Genomic DNA, 21,240 nt, shown 5'->3' with positions numbered 1-21,240 from the left:
GCCGACGACGGGCCGAAGAAGGGCTACTCGTGTATCACGCCGGGGCCGGGCGCGTCGACTGCGGCGGTTTGCGTGCGCCGGTAGGCCAGATCGAACACGGCGTGTCCCAGGCGCTCGCCGCGGGCCTCGAAGCGCGTTACCGGGCGCGCGTCCGGGCGCGGCACGAAACCACCGTCCGCCGCTACGTTCTGCAGCTGTGGCTCGGCATTGCAGACTTCGCGCATCTGCTCGGCGTAGTGGGCCCAGTCGGTAGCCAGGCGCAGGAAGCCGCCCGGCGCCAGTCGCGAACAAGCCAGCCGAACGAAGTCCGGCTGGATCAGGCGACGCTTGTGATGCCGCGTCTTGTGCCAGGGATCGGGAAATTCGATCACCAGTTCGGCCAGCGCAACCGGCGCAATCTGTTCGCGCAGCACCTCCACCGCATCGCGCGTCATCACCCGGACGTTACGCAGACCCAGCCGCTCGATCTCGATCAACACGCGGCCGACGCCCGGGCGGTGCACTTCGATGCCGAGGTGATTGCGCTCCGCTTGCGCTTGCGCGCGAGCCAACAGCGCGGTGCCGCTGCCAAAGCCGATCTCGAAGCACACCGGCGCCACGCGGCCGAACAGATCGGGGAGATCCAGCGAGCCGCTAAGCCGATCGAGCGAGAACTGCGGCGCCAGCCGCTGCAGCGCATCGCGCTGGCCTTCGGTGAGCCTGCCCTCGCGCCGCACGAAGCTGCGAATGCGCCGTGGCGGTGCGACGGATGCCTCGTCGCACGGCAGGTCTCCGGGCTCAGCCGACAAGGCCGTCCACCGGCGAGGAGGCCGACGCATAACGCCGCCGCGACATACGCCCGGCGCGGAATGCCTCGCGCCCGGCGACGATGGCGTGTCGCATGGCGCTGGCCATCAGTTCCGGGCGTTGTGCTTCCGCGATGGCGGTGTTCATCAGCACGCCGTCGCAGCCCAGTTCCATCGCGATCGCGGCATCGCTGGCGGTGCCCACCCCGGCATCGACGATGATCGGTACCCGGGCGTTTTCGACAATGGTGAGGATGTTGTATCGGTTCTGAATGCCCAGCCCCGAGCCGATCGGCGCAGCCAACGGCATGACGGCCACGCAGCCGATCTCCTCCAGGCGTTTGCACAGGATCGGATCGTCGGTGCAGTACACCATCACCTCGAAACCTTCCGCGACCAGGGTGCGCGCGGCATCCAGTGTCGCGGTGACGTCGGGGTACAGGGTCTTGGGATCGCCCAGCACTTCCAGCTTGACCAGCCGGTGGTCGTCCAGTAGCTCGCGCGCCAGACGGCAGGTGCGCACGGCCTCTTCCGCCGTGTAGCAGCCGGCGGTGTTGGGCAGCAGGGTGTAGCGGTCCGGCGGAATCACGTCCAGCAGATTCGGTTCGCCGGGGTTCTGGCCGATGTTGCTGCGCCGGATCGCCACGGTGACGATCTCGGCGCCGCTGGCCGCGATGGCTCGGCCAGTCTGCTGCAGCGATGCGTATTTGCCGGTTCCCACCAGCAGGCGCGAGCGAAACGACCTGCTGGCAATGGTCAGCATATCCTCGGATTCGGACACGATGGTTCTCGGTGTGTTGCGTTGACGAAAGGAATGGCGCGCGACGAAACAGCCCCCGCGAACGTCTCAGCCACCGCCGATTGCTTGTACGATTTCTACGCGATCGCCATCGCGCAAAACCGTATCGGCGTGCAGCGAGCGCGGCACGATGGCGCCGTTGATCTCCACCGCGGTGCGGCGCGCGCCCAGGCCCAGCCGCTCGATCACGTCCGCGATGCGGGACGAATCGGGAAGGTCGAGGGTTGAGCCGTTGACGATCAGCTGCATAGGAAAGGACGTCGGCGATGCCTGGCGCCGCATACGACGCTCTTCTGCGGCGAACTGCGGTAGCCTGAAGTGTAGTTTGCGCGCGGTCGCGGCCCCAAGCGGCGGTCCGAGGTGCCGCGACATCCGGGTACTCTAAACTCGCGTTTGCTCGGTGCGCCTGCGGGCTTGCCCAGCAGGGCGCGGGCCGGGTTAGCATGCAGCGACGCGGGTGTAGCTTAATGGTAAAGCGGTGGCTTCCCAAGCCACTGACGTGGGTTCGATTCCCATCACCCGCTCCAATTCCGGCGGTAACGCCGGCCCTTGCGAACCCCTACTCCGCCCGGTTCGATTCCGACCGCGGGCTCTACGGCGCATGGCTCGCCCGCCCAGACCTGGAACGAATGGTTTCCGAACCCACCGGGCCTCGCGCACCGGGCCGAAAGGCGGGACGCGCGACGTTGCGGGCGGCGCGAGGCCGGGAGCGGCCCGCAGCCTACCGCGGCGGCTGATCGCCCAAGTGCCATGGGTCGCTCGCTGGACGCGCGCTCCGGTCGAGCGCGTGGTGGTGCCGCAACCTCGCTTGCTGCTTGGGTCGCTGCCCCGCAAGCTGCTTGGCCGCCTGCGTCTGCCACCGCCGGCCGCGCCAGAGACGGCGACGCTGGAGAGCCTCGTGCGTCGCGTCCGCTCGCCATTGGCGCAGACCGCGCGCGTGGTGGAGGCCGCGTGCGAACTGCGGCGACCGCGAGCGCGCTGGGAGCGCTTGCGCGAGGCAGCAGCACTGGCAATGTCGGACCCCACTTCAGCGGTGCGCTGGGAGCGGCTGATGGGTCTGGGCCTGGGCTTGGCCCGCTCCCCGGCGGCGACCCGGCGCGTAACGCGCGATCCCGCTTCGCGCCGTGGCAGCGTGAAGCCACCGCGGTGCCGGCGGCGTTTCTGCCCGCGAGCGGATTGGGCCGGCGGCTATTGCGCTTGGGCGGCAGCGCGTCTCTACCCCCAGACGAAACCGGCCCCGGGAGGTCCCGGGGCCGGTTGCATCGAGTCTGGCGCCGCTGAGAACCGCAGCGCCGCGGGTACGCCGCTATCGCATCTGGCTACCGCACCTGGATGTTGCCGCCCACCACGCGAACTGGTGTGCCGACGGTGATGCCGGCAGGGTCGGGCACGTTGACGGTCTGGTAACCGCCGTTGTCCATGCGCACACCGATGCTGTAGTAACTGGTCGCGCGGATGCGCTTTTCGGCCTCGTGCCCGCCGAAGCCGCCGGCGATGGCCCCCGCCGCAGTGGCCAGGTCATTGCCGCGGCCGCTGCCGAACTGGTGACCGATAACGCCGCCGGCGATGGCGCCCATCACGGCACCGGCGCCGCTGCCGGCGCCCTTCTCCTTCACCGCCTCGATCGAAGCCACGGTGCCGCAGTCGTTGCACACCGGCGGCGGCGCAGGGGCGGCTGCCGGTGCCGGCGAGGCCGCCTGCTGCGGTCTGGGCTTGGGCGCCGGGGCAGGGGCCTGCTCTTCTTCAGCGGCGGCCTCTTCGAGCAATTCCTCGGCGGCAGCCTCCTCTTCCGTGGCCTGCGGATCGTCCTGCGGCGGCGCGCAGGCCGACAGCATCAACGCAAACACGAATCCAACGGCGATAACAGGTGAGCGAACCATGACGATCTCCCAATTGATGGACTTGAACGGTCCCGTTCCTGACGGTCAGGCGACCATTGTGGCTGCGCATGTTGAGTCCGTCGACTGAACCGGGCCTGACCCGTTCGCGTCGCGCTTACGCGGGCGGGGCGTGAGCGTCCACGAAGGTCAGAAAAGCCTCGGCGACGGCCTCGGGGGCCTCGACCTGCGGATAGTGGCCGATGCCCTCCAGGCTGATGACGTCCGGTCTGGGGACGAGCTCGCGATAGCGTTGCACCATGTGCGCGCCGGACACTGGATCTTGCGGGCCGTTGATCAGGCGCAGCGGCACAGGGGTTTCTTGTAGTGCGGATACCCAGCGGTCACGGTTGCGACGGCGGTCCAGGATGTAACGAATCAAGCGGTGACCGAGCCGATGGCCGCCGTTCTCCTTCATCAGTTTCCAGAACGCATCGAGTTGCGCCGCGCTGGGTTGGGTGTGCGGGCCGAACACGGCGGACAGGCTGCGCGCGAAGCGCTGCGGGTTGTTGAGACGCGAGATCAGCGGTCCTGCCGGGCCCAGCAACAGCTTCTGCACCAGTCTGGCCCGATGAGTCTCGGGAAACAGGCCGCCATTGAGCAAGGCGACCGATTGCAGTTCCAGGCGCGGCGGCTTGCGGGCCAGATGTCGCGCCAGCAGCTCCTGCGCCACGCTCACGCCGTAGTCGTGTACCAGCAGGTGCACTTCGTTGACCCGCAGGCGGGCCAGCAGGTGTTCGTGCAGGTCGGCCTGGTCGACCAGATCGTAGGGGTAGGCCGGCGGCTTGGCAGAGAAGCCGAAGCCGATCATGTCCGGCGCGATCACGCGGCCGAATCGCGGCGCGATCAGCGGCCATATGTCGCTGAAATCCCAGCTGGCGGTGGGAAAGCCGTGAATCAGCAGCAGTGCAGGTCCCGGGCCGCGCTGCTCATCGATGTAGAAGATCGGATGCCCGCGGTGTTCGAACCACTGGCCCTTGCGACGCCAGTTTTCGAGCGGGATCACGGGGCGCCAGCCGACTGCGCGCTTGAGTGCGCGCCGGGGCGCTTCGTAAGCTGCCCCCCGGTTTCGAGTTCGCGAGCAAGATCGACCATGGCCCTGACCCCTTCCAAGATGTTGCCCTTGGGCACGCCTGCGCCCGAGTTCACGCTGTCCGAACCGGCGAGTGGAGGGCAGCTGTCGCTAGCCGATGTTCGGGGGCCGGTGGCGACCCTGGTGATGTTCATCTGCAATCACTGTCCCTACGTCAAGCACGTCAATCCAGAACTGGTCCGGGTGGCTCGCGACTATGCCGGTCGCGGTGTCGGCATGGTCGCCATCTCGTCCAATGATGCGAACGCTTACCCCGACGATGCGCCGGATCGCATGGCCATCGCGGCGCAGCAATTAGGCTACACGTTTCCCTATCTGTACGACGCCGAGCAATCGGCCGCCGCCGCCTACGCCGCCGCCTGTACGCCCGACTTCTACCTGTTCGATGCCGACTTGCGGCTGGCGTATCGCGGTCGCCTGGACGCCTCCACGCCCGGCAACGGCCAGCCGCTCAACGGCGCCGATCTGCGCGCGGCGCTGGAGTCGGTGGTGACGGGCCGCGCGCCCGCCGCCGACCAGCTCCCCAGCGTGGGGTGCAACATCAAGTGGCGTAAGGCGTCCTGATCGGGCGCTGGTAAAAATGTTGCAGTGCGATAGCGACGTGACGGAATCCTCCTTACACTGCGGTCCGTTCGAATTTCCGACCGTCCCGTGACCGCAGCGCTGCACTACACCGTCAGGCCCGGCAATCCGGCGCATCATCGCTTCGCCGTGAAGGTCGACTGGGCCGGGGCGCCGTCGCAGCCGCTGGTGTTCCGCCTGCCGGCGTGGATACGCGGTAGCTATCTGGTGCGCGACATGGCCAAGCATGTCGAAGGCCTGCGGGCCTGGCGCGACGGCCAGGAGATCGGATTCGAGCGCCTGGACAAGTCTTCGTTCCGCTTGCCAGCCGGCACCGGCCCGGTGCGGCTGGAGTACGCGGTCTTCGCGTTCGACGCCTCGGTGCGCAAGGCGTTTCTCGACACCCGGCGCGGTTTCTTCAACGGCAGTTCGTTGTTTTACGCTGCTGACTGCGCCCGTGAGCTGGCGGCCGAGCTGCGTATCGAGCGGCCGCTGCATCGGCAGTGCGCCGACTGGAAAGTGGCGACGTCGATGACGGCCGTCGAGGTCGATGCCGACGGATTCGGGCGCTACCGCAGCGCAGATTACGAAGAGCTGATCGACCATCCCTTCGAACTCGGCAATCTCAGCCGCACGAAGTTCGAAGTCGACGGCATCGTTCACGAGTTGGTGCTGTCGGGCCGTTACACCACCGATCCGGAGCGGATTACGCAGGACCTGACCCGCATCTGCAAGGTCGAGCGCGAGCTTTTCGGCGGCGAACCGCAACTCGATCGTTATCTGTTTCTGACCCATGTGGTGGGGGCCGGCTACGGCGGACTGGAGCATCGTTCCAGCACCGCACTGGTGTGTTCGCGCGGTGATCTGCCCAAACCCGGCGACAGTGCGGTCGGCAAGGACTATCGGACTTTCCTCGGGCTGTGCAGCCACGAGTATTTCCATCTGTGGAACGTCAAGCGCATCACCGCGCTGCGCTTCGCCGAGTCCGATCTGAGCCGCGAGGCCTATACCCGCGACCTCTGGCACTACGAGGGCGTCACGTCGTACTACGACGATCTCTTTCTGCTGCGCGCCGGCCTGATCGATGCGCCGGTCTATCTCGACATCCTGGCCGAGCACGCCACCCGCCTGCAGCGCAATCCCTCGCGCCGTCGGCACAGCCTGGCCGATGCCAGCTTCGAGACCTGGATCAAGTTCTATCAACCCGATGAGAACGCGCCCAACGCCAGCACCAACTACTACGTCAAGGGCGCCCTGGCGGCGCTGTGCCTGGATCTGCGGTTGCGGCGCGACAGCGCCATCACGCTGGACGAGGTGATGCGCGAGCTTTGGCGACGCTACGGCGTGACCGGTCAGGGCGTGCCCGAAGGCGGACTGGAGGCCCTGGCCGGCGAATTGTCGGGCCTGGACCTGCGCGCCTTTTTCGATCGCTTGCTGCGCTCTACCGAAGAACTGCCGCTGGTCGAACTGCTGGACGACTTTGGCGTGCGCGCCGAGCCGCGCGCCTGCAGCTCGGCCATCGACGACGGCGGCCGCACCCTGGCGCGCGGGGCGCTGCCCTGGGTGGGCATGCGTTTCAAGCCCGGCGACACCCAGCTTGCCTACGTGCTGGACGACGGACCGGCACAGGAAGCCGGCCTGTCGCCGGGCGACCAGTTGATCGCCCTGGACGGACTCAAGCTGACGGCGCCGCAGTGGAATCGCCGGCTGGAAGCGATGAACCCCGGTGTGCCGGTGGCCGTGCATTTCTTTCGCGGCGACGAGCTGTTCGAAACCGCGCTCGTCCCGCAGAAACCGCCGCTCGACACCTGGGCGTACACCCTGGCCGAAGTGGAAGGACAAGCTGCCGAGCGTCGCCGCTCCTGGCTCGGCGCCTGATCCGATGAATCCCTTGAGCATCACCCCGCTGGTCAACCCGGCGTTGGACCACGCCGCCCTCCAGGGCGGTCTGGCTGCGCTGTTTGACGCGCGCCTGCACGTCGCGCCGCACGCACAAGCCTGTGTCTACTTCGATGCCCGGCGCCAGACCTGGTTTGCGCTGAGCTGGAGCGAACTGGCGCGGCGCTCGGCACGGTTCGGCGCCGCGCTTCAGGCGGCGGGCCTGCGGGCGGGCGATCGTGTGGCGGTGCAATTGCCCAACGGCCCGGACTGGGTCGCCGCGGATTGGGCGATTCAACGCCTGGGCCTGGTGACCGTGGCTTTGTTTGCAGACGAAACCCCGGCGGGTGCCGCCACCCTGCTTGCGGACTGCGATGCGCGCTGTCTGTTCACCCGCGATCTGGCCACTTGGACGGCCATCTCCGAGCGCGCGCGTCTGCCGGCCCTGCGCTGCGTGGTGCCCTTGCGCGGATCGCTGCTGACGCACGACCGGCGGGTGCGGGCGCTGCCGTCCGACGCGCCGGTCGACGCAACGCGTGCGCCGGCAGCGGAAGTGGCCCCGCACGATCTCGCCACGCTGGTTTACACCTCCGGTGCGACCGGGGTGCCCAAGGCGGTGATGCTGTCGCACCGCAATCTCTTGTCCAACGCCGCCGCCACGGTGGCGGCACTGGACCTGCACAGCGAGGATCGGCTCTGTACCCATCTGCCGCTGGCGCACCTGTTCGGCCGCACCGTCTGCGTCTATGGGTCGGCGTTGGCTGGCGCCAGCCTGGTGTTCGGGCGCGGCGCTTCCAGTCTGGTCGACGACCTGTGCTCGCAACAGCCTACGGTGCTGGTCGGCGTGCCGCGGGTGTTCGAGCGTCTGTACGGTGGCTGGATGCAGGAAATCGACGCTGCCTCGCCGACGCGGCGCGCGCTGTTGCGCCTGACGGTTGACGCCGGCTGGGCCGCTCGGCACGGGGGGCAGGGCGGTTCGCTCGGCAGTCGCCTGCTTCCCGCCGCCTGGGTGCGGCGCTTCTCGCGAGGGCTGCAGCAGCGCCTGGGCGGACGCCTGCGCCTCGCGGTCTCGGGCGGGGCTGCGCTGTCGCCGCAAATCGGGCGCGTATTCACCGCCCTTGGGGTGCCTCTGTTGCAGGGCTACGGCCTGACCGAGGCCGGGCCGGTGGTGAGCGTGGACCGTGTCGGCGACAGCGATCCGGCCAGTTGCGGCACCCCGCTGGCCGGGGTGGAGACCCGGATCGAGGCCAGTGGCGAGCTGTTGTTGCGCGGGCCGTCGGTGATGCTGGGCTACTGGCGCGATCCCGAGGCGACCCGTACCTGCCTGGACGAGGCGGGGTGGCTGCGCACCGGCGACAAGGTCAGCCGCCTGGACACCGACCGCATCTACCTGACCGGGCGAATCAAGGAACTGCTGATCACCGCCACCGGCGAAAAAGTGTCGCCTTCGCAGATCGAAAGTCGGTTGCGCGAACTGTCACAGATCGATCAGGTGATGGTGGTGGGCGAAGCCAGGCCATTTCTGACCGCGCTGATCGTGCCGCAGTCGGGCCCGCTCGCCATGCTGCGCGCAGAGCTGGGGCTCAACGACGGCGACGATAGCGCCGCCGCGCGGCAGCTCATCGAAGAAGCTCTGCTGCTTCGTTGTCAGACGGCGCTGCTGGATGCGCCGCGCAACCATTGGATCGTGCGCGTCGCGCTGATCGAACACCCCTGGACTCAGGCCAACGGCCTGCTGACGGCGACGCACAAGCTGCGGCGCGGGCAGATCACGAGGGCGCTGGCGACGGAGATCGATCGACTGTATCGCGGGCATTGGTCGGTGCCGGCCACCGACGCGTCTTGCAACGCCATCGTCGCACCCTGAAGTGCTTGCCGAGCCGGTCTCGTGCCCGCTCTCGGGGCGCCACGCACCAAACTTTCACGTTATTTGTTGCGATGCGGTATTTAATGCAATAAATGAGCCATTTTACTTGTTTTGGCGTCAAAGATGATCAAGAATACAGAGGCAGTTCCTTCCTCCTCTTTCAAGGTCTTGTTCAATGAAGAATGTTCGCCTTGCTGCACTGCTTGCAGCGCCTGTATTGCTCGCCAGCGCGTCTGTGGCCTCGGCCGGCCCTTCCGGCGGGGTCAATCTGGCGATTCTTGGCCCCGTGCTCGGCAATGCTGCCCTGCCTGGAACCGGAATCGCCAAGATTCCGCTCGGCACGCTCGGCGGCCTGGCCCTGGCGCTGAAGAACAACGATGGAGCGGGTCATTCGCTGGTCGGCTTGACGCTGGCGCTCGGCAGCCTGCCGGTGTCGGTGGATGCGCTGCCCGGGCTGCCGGCGGGGGATGTACAGCTTGGCGTGCAACTTCCGGCTCTGGGCCCGGCGCTGCCACTGACCGGAACCAATACCTTTACCGCGCCCGGCATCGGCGCTCTGGTGCTGGCGCTGACCAATAACGATGGCGAAGGGCACACCAACGTCGGCGTGGCGGTCAAGCCGCTGCTGGCATTGCCCCTGAATTGAGGCTTCGTTGACGTAACGGGCCTCGCCTGGGGCTCGATCAACCAAACAGCCCGCCGGACCCAGCAGGCCGGCGGACTTTTGGCGGCGCGGGCGGCCTCAGGCCTGGCCGGAGCGGCCCTTGAAGTCGCTCATGGACTTGTAGATGCCCATGACGTGCAGCGCCAGCCAGTCGTAGATCACCAGCGGCAGCACGCCCTTGAGCGCATTGGACAGATACACCGTCCAGGGCAGCACCAGGCGTTTGCGGCCGCTCTTCATGGCCGCCCACACCCGCTCGGTGACGTATTCGGGCGTCAGGATCGGTGTGAGCAGCATGGATTTGGCGCCTTCGAACATGCCGGTGCTGATGTAGCTCGGATTGACCGTGGTGACCTTCACGTGGTCGTGGCCGCAATGTTCCAGTTCCAGGCGCACCGAGTCGCTCCAGCCGGTGCAGCTCCACTTGGAGGCGCAGTACACGCTCATGCGCGGGTTGGACACCAGGCCTGCGGCCGAGGCGATATTGACGATGCGGCTTTCGCTGCCGCGGTTGTCGATCATCGCCGGCAGGAATTCGCGGGCGATGTACATGGGCGCCAGTGCATTGATCGACATCGTGAAGGCAATGTCCTTGCGCGCATCGTGTTCCCAGAACAGCTTGCCGCGCACCACACCGGCGTTGTTGATCACGATGTCCGGATTGCCGACCTCGGCTTTCACCTTGGCTGCGGCCTCGGTGATGGCGTCCAGATCGGCAACGTCGACCACATAGGGATGCACCTGGCCGCCGAAACCGCGCAGTTCTTCCGCGGTTTTCTGCAGCTCGGTTTCATTGATGTCCCACAGGATCACCGCGGCGGCGCCTTCGCGGACCGCGAACTGGGCGTAGAGCCTGCCCATGCCCATGGCGGCGCCGGTGATGAGGATTTTTCTGCCCGATACGGTGTGGATCATGGCCGGTCTCCGGATTGGCTCGACGCAGGTCGGGCATTATCGGGAATCGAACCCGCGGCGCCATGACCGCCCCACGGGCGGGCCTCAGGCGCCAGGGTCAGTCGTCGCGAATGGCTGCCAGTCCAGGTCCGGCAGCCGCGGGCGCAGACGCCGCACGAATTCCCGTTGCGCGTCCGGCGGGTAGGCCAGCGGTGGATGCCGCCCCCACACGGGCGCCGGCCAGGCCGCATCGGCTTCAAAGCGCACGATGTGATGGACGTGCAACTGCGGCACCACGTTGCCAAGCGCCGCCACGTTGAGCTTGTGCCCGTCAAAGGCGCTCATCAGAGCGCGGCCAAGCTGCACCGACTCCTCCAGCAGCGCCTGCCGGTCGGCCGGTGACAGCTCGTGGATTTCGCTTACCGCCGGCCGCCGCGGCACCAGGATGCACCAGGGATAGCGCGCATCGTTCATCAACAGCAGCCGGCACAGGGGCATTTCGGCCAGGGCCAGCGTGTCGGCGGCCAGTTGCGGATGCAGCGCGAATGCGGCGGATGTCATGGGGTGCGCCCTTGCTGGAACACCACCGAACCTAGCCACCAAACGGCGCAATGGGCAAATGTGTCCGCTACATCGCGCGCTAGGCGCCTGCCGGGATGCGCGCCGGCCCGTTCCCCGCCAGTATTCGCGCCATGATTTCACGATTATGGGCTGCGCCCTCACTGCTGCTCAGTCTGGCTACCCTGTTCTGGTCAGGGAATTTCGTTCTGGGCCGTGCCTTGCACGAGCATCTGGCGCCGGTGGCCCTGTCGTTCTGGCGATGGGTGCTGGCTTTCCTGATCGTGCTCGGGTTTGCCTGGCCGTATCTGCGTCGCGACTGGCCGGCGTTATGGCAGAACCGCTGGCTGGTGATGCTGCTGGCGGCACTGGGGGTGGCCTCGTTCAACGCGCTGGTCTATCACGGCCTCAACACCACCACCGTGGTCAACGCGGTGCTCATGCAGTCCACCATGCCGGTGCTGATCCTGATCGGATCGTGGCTGCTGTTCCGGGAGCGGGTGCGGGCGCTGCAGGTCGTGGGTATCGTGGCCTCGCTGGCCGGGGTGGCGGTGATCGTCGCGCGCGGCTCGCTGGACCTGTTGCTGCATCTGGCCCTGGTGCCGGGGGACGCCTGGGTGGCGCTGGCGGTGCTGTCCTATGCAATCTATTCGGTGCTGCTGCGGCGACGGCCGCAGGTACATCCATTGAGTTTTCTGGCCGCCACCTTCGCGCTTGGCGCCCTGATGCTGCTGCCGGTCTATCTGTGGGAAGACGCGCAGGTGCGCACGATGCCGATCGACGCCGCGACCCTCGGTGCAATCGTCTACGTCGGGATTTTTCCGTCGCTGCTGTCGTATCTGTTCTTCAACCGCGCGGTGGAGCTGATCGGCGCCAACCGCGCCGGACAGTATCTGCACCTGATGCCGGTGTTCGGCACGGCCCTGGCGGCGCTGTTCATCGGCGAACGCTTGCTGGCCAGCCATCTGGTGGGTGCTGCGTTGATCGCTGTCGGCATTCTGATGACGCAGCTGGGACGTCGTTGAGCGCGATTGACGGCGATCAAGCCGGTGTTTCGCCGGCCAGAACCCAGCGATTGGCGCCGTCGGTCTGCGCGATGCGCAAGGCCTTGCTGGCGGTTTCGACCGCGCGGGCCAGGTTGCCTCGCGACAGCGCCTCGGTCGCCACCAGGTGCACAGCGGCGCTGAGGGTCAGGGTGCCGCCCGCCTGCAGCGGTACGCGCAAGGCTTCCAGCGCTTGCCGAACGCGTTCGGCCGTCGATGTCGCGCCTTTGCGGTCGGTGCCGGGCAGCATCAGCACGAAACGTTGCGAATCGTAGCGGCACACCACGTCGCCCGGACGATGGACCGAATACTCCATGGCCAGCACCGCCGCGCGCAGGCCGCGGTCGACCGCGGCCTGCCCTTCGGCGATCAGCGCATCGAAGCGGTCCAGGACCGCCACCACCACGCCGATGGCATGCAGGCCGCGCATGGCGCGACGCCACTCGCGGTCCGCGAGTTCGACAAACGGCCGCCGCGCCATGGCACCGCTGATGGGGTCGTGCAGCGCATCGGCGCGCAGGCACAACTGGGTTTCCAGCACTTCGCGGGCATCGTGCAGCGCATCGTGCAGGCGCCGGTCCTGCGCTGCGCTCGCTCGCCCATCGCGCGCCATGGCGCACAGCAGGCCGACCGGCTGCCGACGGGGGCCGTAGACGGTCAGCGCAGCAAAATGAGTGAGCTGCAGCGCCATCATCAGGGGATCGAGCTGGCCGGACTGAGTGGGGGCGGCGGCGTCCACCTCCAGCACGCGACCGCGTTGCAAGGTCAGCTCCGCCAGGCGGCTGTCGGCGGGAATGTCGCAGTCCTGCAGACCATGTACGGCGACGAATTCGTTGCGCAGCCCGTCGACCACCCACAGCGCGCACAACGGGCGTCCGCTGGCCGTCGCCAGCAGCCGCATCAGCGGGTCGAATTCATGTCCCTGGACGCGGTCGCGTTGCAGGCCCAGTACCTGCGCCCATCCGGGCAGGCCGTCGCCGACTTCGTCCACGTCATCGCGATCTGGGGCTGCATTCATCGGCATCCCTCGTATGGGTACCACCACGCTGCATCTTATCCCGCTGCCGCCGGTCGTCGACGCTTATCGCGCGCGCCGGCACCGCGCCGAATTGCGCGCTCAACCCGTGGGCTTCGATAATCCAACGGCGTCTCTACCGGAACCGCCCGCCGCCGATGTCCACCCGCACCCGTACGTATCGCATCAGCTTCCACAATCAAGGCAAGGTCTACGAGATGTACGCCCGCAACGTCAGTCATGGCGGTATGCCGGGTTTCGTGGAGGTGGAAAAGCTGCTGTTCGGCGAAAAAAGCGTGCTGGTGGTGGACCCCACCGAGGAAAAGCTCAAGGCCGAGTTCGAGAACGTGGAGCGCTTCTACGTGCCCTTGCACGCCGTGATCCGCATCGACGAGGTCAGCAAGCAGGGCTCTGCACGGATTACGGCGGGCGGCGACAAGGTGCTGCCGTTTCCGATGATTTACGGCGGTAACGAGACCAAGAGCTGAGGTGCCCGTGCTCCAGTTCGCGCTGCTCGGCAGCGGCAGTCGCGGCAACGCCACAGTGGTGCGCTCCGGCGGCGCCCGGGTGCTGGTGGATTGCGGATTTGCGCTGCGCGAGCTGCAGGCGCGGGCCGCGGGTCTGGATTTCGATCTCGCCAGCCTCGACGGCGTGCTGGTCACGCACGAGCACGGCGATCACATCGGCGGTGTGGCGCGTCTGGCACGCGCCTACGGGCTGACCGTATACCTGACGCCGGGTACCGCCAGCGCGCGCAGCGATTGGGACGGTTGCCGCCTGGAGAAAATCTCCCCGCACGAGCCGTTCCGGATCGGCGACCTCGAGGTGCAGCCCTTCCCGGTGCCGCACGACGCGCGCGAACCCTGCCAGTTCGTACTGGCGCAGGCCGGCCGGCGCCTTGGCATCCTGTCCGATCTCGGGCGCGTCACCCCGCATATCGTTCGCACCCTGGCTGCCTGCGACGCCCTGCTGCTGGAGTGCAACCACGACACCGGCATGCTCGCCCGCGGTCCTTACCCCGAGAGCCTCAAGCGCCGTGTCGGTGGCGATTGGGGGCACCTGTCCAACGCCCAGGCCGCAGATCTGCTGCAGCAGTTGCCGCGGGCGCGTTTGCAGTTCCTGGCGCTGACCCACCTGTCGGAAAAGAACAACACCCCGGCGCTGGCGCGCGAGGCGGCCTGCGAAGCCTTGCAGGACGATCCGGCCTGGTGTGTCTGCGCCGACCAGGATCAGGCATCGGCCTGGCGCGAGATCGGCTGACCGGTACGACGCCGACTGCGGCTGACCGGTAAAATTGCGTCCGCCCTCCCGCGCGCCTATTCCCCGCGTTCCATGACCGTCCACGTCGTTCCTTCGGCCGCGCGCCTGTCCGCGTTCCGCATCGCCCGTCTCGTCGATCGCCTGCAAGCGCACGCGCCCGGCCTGGACGATCTGCTCGTGCAGGAATTTTTTCTGGTACAGACCCTCGACGACGCCGAAGTGGACCGTGCGGCGCTGCGGCGCCTGTTGGGCGAGGGCCCGGAAGCGTTGCCGGACGCTCCGGCGCGGGTCTTCGTGGTGCCGCGGCTGGGCACGGTTTCGCCCTGGAGCAGCAAAGCCACCGACATTGCCCGCGTCTGCGGAATAACCGGGGTGCGGCGTGTGGAACTGGCGCGAGTGGTCATCCCGCAAGGGGTACAGGCACTCGGTGCCGCGGCGTTGGCAGAGCTGCACGACCCGATGATGGAATCGGTGCTCACCGATCCGGCGCAACTGCCGCACCTGTTCGATACCCAGCGCCGGCGACCGCTGCGCCGTGTGCCGGTGCAGGCCGGCGGGCGCGAAGCCCTGCTGGCCGCCAACCGCGATTGGGGCCTTGCCCTGTCCGACGAGGAGATCGATTACCTGGTCGAGCACGCGCGACGCTCGCAGCAGGACCCCAGCGATGCCGAGTTGATGATGTTCGCGCAGGTCAACTCGGAGCATTGCCGGCACAAGATTTTCAATGCCGAGTTCAGCGTGGACGGCGTGGCGCAGCCGCTGTCGCTGTTCCAGATGATCCAGGAGTCCTACAAGGCCAGCGCGGACGGCGTGTTGTCGGCCTACAAGGACAACGCTGCGGTGATCGAAGGCGCCGAAGCCATGCGCTGGTTCCCGGAACCCGGATCCGGCTCGGCGTCGGGGACCGGCATCTGGCGCGAGCATCGCGAGCATGTCGCCATCCTGATGAAGGTAGAGACGCACAATCATCCCACCGGCATTTCTCCGCACCCTGGCGCCGCCACCGGCGCTGGCGGTGAAATCCGCGACGAGGCGGCCACCGGTCGTGGCGGCAAGCCCAAGGCCGGCCTGTGCGGGTTCTCGGTGGCCAATCTGCGCATCCCCGGCTTCGAGCAGCCTTGGGAAACGCCGACCACGCGCCCCGAGCGCATGGCCAGCGCGCTGCAGATCATGCTGGAAGCGCCCATCGGCGCTGCCGCCTACAACAACGAATTCGGGCGCCCCAACCTGGCCGGATATTTCCGTACCTACGAGGCGGTGGTGCGGGAATCGAACGGCCAGGAGCGCAATCGCGGGTATCACAAGCCCATCATGATTGCCGGTGGTTACGGCAACATCCGCGCCTCGCTGGTGGAGAAATGCGCGGTGGTCGACGGCGCGCAGCTGATTGTCCTGGGCGGCCCCGCCATGCTGATCGGCCTGGGCGGGGGCGCCGCCAGCTCCATGGCCACCGGCGCGTCCAGCGTGGAACTGGACTTCGCCTCGGTGCAGCGTGCCAACCCGGAACTGGAGCGGCGCTGCCAGGAAGTCGTGGATGCGTGCTGGGCGCTGGGCCAGCACAACCCCATTCTGTCGATACACGACGTCGGCGCTGGCGGCATCTCCAACGCCTTGCCGGAACTGGTGCACACGGACGGGCGCGGCGGTCACTTCAGGTTACGCGATGTGCTCAGCGCCGATCCCGCGCTGTCGCCGATGGAGATCTGGTGCAACGAGTCGCAGGAGCGTTACGTGCTCGCAGTGTCGCCCTCAGGCGTGGACGTGCTGCGCGAGCTGTGTGCTCGGGAACGCTGCCCGATGGCAGTGGTAGGGACCGCCACCGCCGAACCCCGGTTGATCGTGGAGGATGCCGATGGCAGTCGCCCGGTGGACATGCCCATGCCGGTGCTGCTGGGCAAGCCGCCGCGCATGCATCGCCACACCCAACGCGACGCGACGCGCTTCGATGCGTTCGAGCTGCCCCGGGATTTCACCGATGCCGCGCTGCGCGTGTTGCGACATCCCGCGGTGGCCAGCAAGCAGTTTCTGATCACCATCGGCGACCGCACGGTCGGCGGTCTCACCGTGCGCGACCAGATGGTCGGCCCCTGGCAGGTCCCGGTGGCGGACTGCGCGGTGACTGCCACCGGTTTCGAAGCCGTCTCCGGTGAAGCCATGAGCATGGGCGAGCGCCCGGTGCTGGCACTGCTCGATGCGCCGGCATCCGGACGCATGGCGGTCGGCGAGGCGATCACCAACATCGCCTCGGCTCGCATCGGCAAGTTGTCCGACGTGCGCCTGTCCGCCAACTGGATGGCGGCCTGCGGCCAGAACGATGAAGACGCGCGCCTGTTCGATGCGGTCAAGGCGGTGGGCGCCGAGCTGTGTCCGCAGCTCGGCATCTGCATTCCGGTGGGCAAAGATTCGCTGTCGATGAAGTCGGTGTGGCAGCACCAGGGTCGGGAGGTGATCCAGACCGCGCCGCTGTCGCTGATCGTCACCGCGTTTGCGCCGGTGCTGGACGTGCGCGCGACTCTGACGCCGCAACTGCGCACCGATGCCGGCGACAGCCGCGTGTTGCTGATCGATCTCGGTCGTGGCCGCAACCGCCTGGGTGGCTCGATCCTGGCGCAGGTCCACGGCGAAGTCGGCGATACGCCACCGGATCTGGACGACCCTGCGTTGCTCAAATCGGTGTTCGAACTGCTGCAGGACTGGAGCGCGCAGGGTCGTGTGCTCGCCTGCCACGACCGTTCCGACGGCGGCGCGTTCGCCTCGCTGTGCGAGATGGCTTTCGCCGGGCATTGCGGCATCGAAGTGTCCACGCTCGATATGCGTGCGCTGTTTGCCGAAGAGCTGGGCTTGCTGGTGCAGGTGCGCACGGCCGACAGCGTCGCGCTGCTGGAGCAGGCGCGCGCCGCCGGGCTGAGTGCGCAAGCGGTCGGCACGCTGCGCAGCGACGATCGCGTGGTGTTCGTGCACGACGGCCGTACGCTGTTTAACCAACCGCGCGAAGGTCTGTACCGGACCTGGGCCGAAACCAGTCATCGCATCGCGCGATTGCGCGACAACCCCGATTGCGCCGACCAGGAATTCGAAACCGCGGGTGCGCAGGACGATCCGGGCCTGAGCGTGTCGCTCAGCTTCACCCCCACCGTTGGCGCGTCGGCACATCTGGCTCAGCGGCCGCGCGTGGCGATCCTGCGAGAGCAGGGCGTCAACGGCCAGGCGGAGATGGCCTGGGCCTTCCATGCCGCCGGCTTCGAGTCGGTGGACGTGCACATGTCCGACGTACTCGAAGGTCGAGTCGCGCTCGCCGACTTCCAGGGGCTCGTGGCCTGCGGTGGTTTTTCGTACGGCGACGTACTGGGTGCCGGGCAGGGCTGGGCCAAGACCATCCTGTTCAATGCGCGCGGTCGCGACGTGTTCCAGGCGTTTTTCGCCGACACCGCCAAGTTCGCGCTGGGCGTCTGCAACGGTTGCCAGATGTTGGCGGCCTTGCAGGAACTGATACCGGGTGCGCAGCGCTGGCCGATGTTCCGCCGCAATGCTTCAGAACAATTCGAGGCGCGTTGGTCGATGGTGGAGGTGCTGGAATCCAGATCCGTCCTGCTCGCCGGCATGGCCGGTTCGCGCATGCCGATCGCGGTGGCGCACGGCGAAGGCCGGGTGGAATGCGCCAACGCGTCCGACCTGGACGCGCTGCAGGCCGGTGCGCAGATCGGCATGCGTTATCTGGATCATCACGGTGCGGTGGCTGCGCGCTATCCGGCCAATCCCAACGGTTCGCCGCGCGGCGTCACCGCAATCTGTAACGCCGACGGCCGCATCACCGCGATGATGCCGCACCCGGAGCGTACGATTCACGGCGTCACCGGCTCCTGGTGGCCGTCGCCGGACCTGCAGCTCACCCCGTGGTTCCGCCTGTTCGAAAACGCCAGGCGCTGGGTGAGCTGAGAGGGTCGGTACGATGTGGTTGGCAAAACAATAAGGAGACCGTTCGAACAACATGGCTTCGTCCAAGAGCCCCACGGCAGTGACTGAGGCCGCGGCGTTGCGCTGGTCGTTTGGTGACATCACCCTGGACGAGCGCAGCTTGCAATTGGTGGTCGACGGCGTGCCGATCGACCTTGAACCCAAGCCGCTGCAACTGCTGATGTACCTGCTGCGCCGCAGCGGCGAAGTGGTCACCCGCGAGGAAATCCTCGACGCGCTGTGGCCGGGGCGCATCGTGACCGACGGCGTCATCACCAACTGCGTGGCCAAGTTGCGGACCGCGCTGGGCGACGCCGGCCAGGAGCTGGTGCGCACGGTGCCGCGCTATGGCTATCGCCTGAGTGCCGAGGTGCGCGTGGAGCGCCTGGCGGTGCAGAAGCCGCGCGGCGATCAGTTGGGTCTGGTGCCGGACAACATGGTGCCGAACCGGCCGCAGGCACGTCTGCTGCGGCCCCTGGCGGATCGCGGACAGGCCGAGGTCTGGCTGGTGCAACTGGAGGACCGCGAGGAGCAACGGGTATTCAAGTTTGCTCGCGACGCCAGCGAACTGGCCCTGCTCAAGCGCGAGATCACGCTCAACCGCGTGCTGCTGGAGACGCTTGGCGAGTCGGCTCCCTTCACGCCCATCCTGGCCTGGAATCTGGAAGCGCCGCCGTTCTTCCTGGAATCGGCCTTCATTCCGGGCGGCAATCTGCAGGAATGGTGCGAAGCCCAGGGCGACGTCTCAAGCCTGTCCATGGACGTCCGTGTGGATCTGGCAGCGCAGTGCGCCCGCGCAGCGGCAGCCGCGCACTCGGCCGGCGTGCTGCACAAGGACATCAAGCCCGGCAATGTGCTGATCGCCGTCGACGCCAGCGGCGCACCGCGCGTGCAGCTCTGCGATTTCGGCGCTGGCGACATGATGGAAGCGGATCGACTCGACCAGCTCAGCATCACGCGCCTGGGATTCACCAGCGCCGAGTCGCCATCCGCCGACTCCGGCGGCACGCCGCTGTACCAGGCACCCGAACTGTTCCAGGGCCGCGCGCCCACGGTGCGGTCGGATGTCTATGCGCTGGGCATTGTCCTGTTCCAGCTCGTGGTCGGTGATTTCCGGCGCGTGCTGGCCACCGGCTGGGAGTCGCAGATTGAAGACCCCCTGCTGCGCGAAGACATTGCCGCCGCCACCCACGGCGATCCCGCGCTTCGACTCGGCGATGCCAATCAGCTCGCGGAGCGACTGACGACCCTGGATGCGCGACGCGCGGAACGTGCCCGACAGGCCGCTCTGCAAGTGCAGGCCGAGGCAGATCGCCGCACGCTGGAGCGGGCGCAGGCACGGCGCGGCCTGTTGCTGGCGCTGATCATCACGCTGACCCTGGGCTCCGTCATCACCGCCATGCTGTATCTGGATGCGCGGCGGGCGCGCGACCACGCCCAGGAAGAAGCCCGGACCACCCAGGCCGTGGTCAGCTTTCTGACCGACGACCTGCTCGCCTTCGCCAATCCACGCGCCCAGGGCAGCGGCGATCTGCGCGTGCGCGATCTGCTCGACGCTGCCGAGCGTCCCTTGCAGCAGCGTTTTTCTGATCGCCCGCTGGTGCGCGCCCACCTGCAACGCACCATCGGCAGCGCCTACGGGGCGCTGGCCGTGATCGACAAGGCCGAGGCCAATCTGGTGCCGGCCATCGAGGTCATGGCGCGCGAACTGGGGGATGCGCATCCAGAAACCCAGTCGGCGCGGATCGCCCTGCGCGACTCGTATCGCATCGTCCATCGTTTTGCCGATGTGCTGCCGGTCGGGCAGGCCATCAAGGCCGCCGAAGAACAGGCCGGGCGCCGTGAATCGCCGTTGTGGTTCGAAGGTGCCTGGTCGGAAATCTACGGTCAGTGCGAGGTCGGCGCCGGCAGCGTGTGGTTCGTCGACTGCGGCCAGCGGCTGCACCCGCTGATGGAACAGGCGCGGCGGGTGCTGGGCAAGGATCATCCGGTCACGGCACGCCTGATCTGGATTCGCGCCACCATGTCCCTGGTGTTCGAGCGCAGCCAGGGCATGGAACCCTTGCTGGCCGAAGCCCATCGCCTGATGAGCCGGCAGCTCGGCGCCGATCACCCGCGCGCGGTCGAAGCCAAGATGTTCTGGGCCTGGGCCGTGCTGGACGGAGGCGATCCGGCCCGCGCCGAGAAAATGCTGCGGGAAGTGGCGGCCAGCTTCACCCAGACCGTCGGTCAGGATCATGACTTCTACGTCATCTCGCAGATCCACCTGGCGCGGGCGCTGATCGCACGCGGCGCGCTGGACGAGGCCGAAACCATCTCTCGCGCGAGCTGGGAATGGCGGCGGCACAGGATTGGACTGAACAACGTCACCACCGGCAATGCCCTGGCCGGCCTGAGTCGCGTTCTGATCGCCCAGGGTCGCGCGGCCGAGGCCGTTGCGCTGACACAAGACGTTCGCCGACAGGTCAGCACCGAGGGACTCGACGATCAAGTCATCGCCCTGCGCTACGACCTGACCCTGGCCCAGGCGCTGAACGCCCAGGACCAACAGGCACGCCGTGGCGCAGTGCTGGAAACTGCCGAGCGCCAGGCCCGACGCCTGCTCACCGATGGCCAGTGGTATCTCGGCCACATCCTGGCGCTGCGCGGCGAATGGCAGCTCCAGCACGGCCAGTCCGAGGCCGGGCAGCAGATGCTGCGCGAGGGCATCGCCATTCTGCGCGCCGCCCGCGGCGACGATGACCGCTACACCCGGATGGCCGTGCAGGCGCTGGCAAGGGCGGAGAAGTAGCCCGGTTCGCCGCGGTCCCAGCGTGAGAGTGCCACCAGGGCGCCCCCACGTAAGGCCAACCGTTGCGGCGAGCCGGGGGTTTTTCCCCTCCCTTGATTCCCGGCTCGCCCGCGGCGAACCGGGCTACGCGCAAGCAGCGGAGTTCGCCTCCCGGGGCGCCGTGAGAAATCCGCGAGAAATCCGTGAGAAATCCAAGATGCT

General features: G+C 67.5%; 17 protein-coding genes and 1 tRNA gene. 10 read left to right on the top strand and 8 right to left on the bottom strand.

The annotated features are described in order from the left end of the window. Nucleotides 1-23: 23 nt before the first annotated feature. The 3 genes from trmB to thiS all read right to left on the bottom strand — a co-directional run bounded on the left by trmB (nucleotide 24) and on the right by thiS (nucleotide 1,833). Nucleotides 24-788, bottom strand: a complete 765-nt coding sequence (gene trmB / locus ACOOHP_RS13490) for a tRNA (guanosine(46)-N7)-methyltransferase TrmB (RefSeq protein ID WP_420467011.1) — start codon at nucleotides 786-788, stop codon at nucleotides 24-26. Continuing rightward, nucleotides 778-1,548 carry a thiazole synthase gene (locus ACOOHP_RS13485; protein WP_420468712.1) on the bottom strand — a complete coding sequence of 257 codons (771 nt, stop codon included), beginning with the start codon at nucleotides 1,546-1,548 and terminating at the stop codon, nucleotides 778-780. Before ACOOHP_RS13485 ends, trmB begins: the two co-directional genes overlap by 11 nt. A gap of 84 nt (nucleotides 1,549-1,632) precedes the next feature. Continuing rightward, nucleotides 1,633-1,833 carry a sulfur carrier protein ThiS gene (gene thiS, locus ACOOHP_RS13480; RefSeq protein WP_420467010.1) on the bottom strand — a complete coding sequence of 67 codons (201 nt, stop codon included), beginning with the start codon at nucleotides 1,831-1,833 and terminating at the stop codon, nucleotides 1,633-1,635. Nucleotides 1,834-2,037: 204 nt separating this feature from the next. Here thiS and ACOOHP_RS13475 point away from each other — a divergent pair. Further along, nucleotides 2,038-2,111, top strand: a tRNA-Gly gene (locus ACOOHP_RS13475). Between the two features lie 792 nt (nucleotides 2,112-2,903). Here ACOOHP_RS13475 and ACOOHP_RS13470 read toward each other — a convergent pair. Together ACOOHP_RS13470 and ACOOHP_RS13465 are read right to left on the bottom strand one after the other, a co-directional pair. Continuing rightward, complete coding sequence (locus ACOOHP_RS13470; protein WP_420467009.1) at nucleotides 2,904-3,464, bottom strand: glycine zipper 2TM domain-containing protein; 561 nt, start codon at nucleotides 3,462-3,464, stop codon at nucleotides 2,904-2,906. Between the two features lie 115 nt (nucleotides 3,465-3,579). Continuing rightward, nucleotides 3,580-4,467 (bottom strand): alpha/beta fold hydrolase, encoded by an 888-nt coding sequence (locus ACOOHP_RS13465; protein ID WP_420467008.1) that lies wholly within the window; start codon nucleotides 4,465-4,467, stop codon nucleotides 3,580-3,582. Nucleotides 4,468-4,554: 87 nt separating this feature from the next. Between ACOOHP_RS13465 and ACOOHP_RS13460 the strand changes: the two genes are divergently transcribed. The 4 genes from ACOOHP_RS13460 to ACOOHP_RS13445 all read left to right on the top strand — a co-directional run bounded on the left by ACOOHP_RS13460 (nucleotide 4,555) and on the right by ACOOHP_RS13445 (nucleotide 9,506). Next, nucleotides 4,555-5,118: a thioredoxin family protein gene (locus ACOOHP_RS13460; protein WP_420467007.1), complete on the top strand. Its 564-nt coding sequence runs from the start codon at nucleotides 4,555-4,557 to the stop codon at nucleotides 5,116-5,118. Between the two features lie 87 nt (nucleotides 5,119-5,205). Beyond that, nucleotides 5,206-6,993, top strand: a complete 1,788-nt coding sequence (locus ACOOHP_RS13455) for a M61 family metallopeptidase (protein WP_420467006.1) — start codon at nucleotides 5,206-5,208, stop codon at nucleotides 6,991-6,993. Nucleotides 6,994-6,997: 4 nt separating this feature from the next. Beyond that, a complete protein-coding gene (locus ACOOHP_RS13450; protein WP_420467005.1) occupies nucleotides 6,998-8,860 on the top strand; it encodes an AMP-dependent synthetase/ligase in 1,863 nt (620 codons plus the stop codon). A gap of 175 nt (nucleotides 8,861-9,035) precedes the next feature. Further along, nucleotides 9,036-9,506: a hypothetical protein gene (locus ACOOHP_RS13445; RefSeq protein WP_420467004.1), complete on the top strand. Its 471-nt coding sequence runs from the start codon at nucleotides 9,036-9,038 to the stop codon at nucleotides 9,504-9,506. A 96-nt stretch (nucleotides 9,507-9,602) separates the two neighbouring features. On the opposite strand, the gene ACOOHP_RS13440 is transcribed toward ACOOHP_RS13445, so the two are convergent. Together ACOOHP_RS13440 and ACOOHP_RS13435 are read right to left on the bottom strand one after the other, a co-directional pair. Beyond that, nucleotides 9,603-10,436 (bottom strand): SDR family oxidoreductase, encoded by an 834-nt coding sequence (locus tag ACOOHP_RS13440; RefSeq protein WP_420468711.1) that lies wholly within the window; start codon nucleotides 10,434-10,436, stop codon nucleotides 9,603-9,605. A gap of 87 nt (nucleotides 10,437-10,523) precedes the next feature. Beyond that, nucleotides 10,524-10,979, bottom strand: a complete 456-nt coding sequence (locus ACOOHP_RS13435; RefSeq protein ID WP_420467003.1) for an HIT domain-containing protein — start codon at nucleotides 10,977-10,979, stop codon at nucleotides 10,524-10,526. A gap of 131 nt (nucleotides 10,980-11,110) precedes the next feature. Here ACOOHP_RS13435 and ACOOHP_RS13430 point away from each other — a divergent pair, with 131 nt between their 5' ends. Beyond that, on the top strand, nucleotides 11,111-12,001 hold the full coding sequence (locus tag ACOOHP_RS13430; protein WP_420467002.1) for a DMT family transporter: 891 nt from the start codon (nucleotides 11,111-11,113) through the stop codon (nucleotides 11,999-12,001). 16 nt (nucleotides 12,002-12,017) lie between these two features. On the opposite strand, the gene ACOOHP_RS13425 is transcribed toward ACOOHP_RS13430, so the two are convergent. Beyond that, nucleotides 12,018-13,037, bottom strand: coding sequence for a diguanylate cyclase domain-containing protein (locus ACOOHP_RS13425; RefSeq protein WP_420467001.1), 1,020 nt, complete (start codon nucleotides 13,035-13,037; stop codon nucleotides 12,018-12,020). A 155-nt stretch (nucleotides 13,038-13,192) separates the two neighbouring features. Between ACOOHP_RS13425 and ACOOHP_RS13420 the strand changes: the two genes are divergently transcribed. From ACOOHP_RS13420 to ACOOHP_RS13405, 4 genes are all read left to right on the top strand, one after another. After that, a complete protein-coding gene (locus ACOOHP_RS13420; RefSeq protein WP_420467000.1) occupies nucleotides 13,193-13,522 on the top strand; it encodes a DUF1820 family protein in 330 nt (109 codons plus the stop codon). A 7-nt stretch (nucleotides 13,523-13,529) separates the two neighbouring features. Further along, nucleotides 13,530-14,294, top strand: a complete 765-nt coding sequence (locus ACOOHP_RS13415; protein WP_420466999.1) for an MBL fold metallo-hydrolase — start codon at nucleotides 13,530-13,532, stop codon at nucleotides 14,292-14,294. A 72-nt stretch (nucleotides 14,295-14,366) separates the two neighbouring features. Beyond that, complete coding sequence (gene purL, locus ACOOHP_RS13410; protein ID WP_420466998.1) at nucleotides 14,367-18,230, top strand: phosphoribosylformylglycinamidine synthase; 3,864 nt, start codon at nucleotides 14,367-14,369, stop codon at nucleotides 18,228-18,230. 52 nt (nucleotides 18,231-18,282) lie between these two features. Continuing rightward, complete coding sequence (locus ACOOHP_RS13405; RefSeq protein ID WP_420466997.1) at nucleotides 18,283-21,039, top strand: protein kinase domain-containing protein; 2,757 nt, start codon at nucleotides 18,283-18,285, stop codon at nucleotides 21,037-21,039. The last annotated feature ends 201 nt before the right edge of the window (nucleotides 21,040-21,240 follow it).

The organism is Panacagrimonas sp. (assembly GCF_965216805.1).
Lineage (GTDB): Bacteria > Pseudomonadota > Gammaproteobacteria > Nevskiales > Nevskiaceae > Panacagrimonas.
This window is presented reverse-complemented; position numbering and strand designations above follow the sequence as displayed.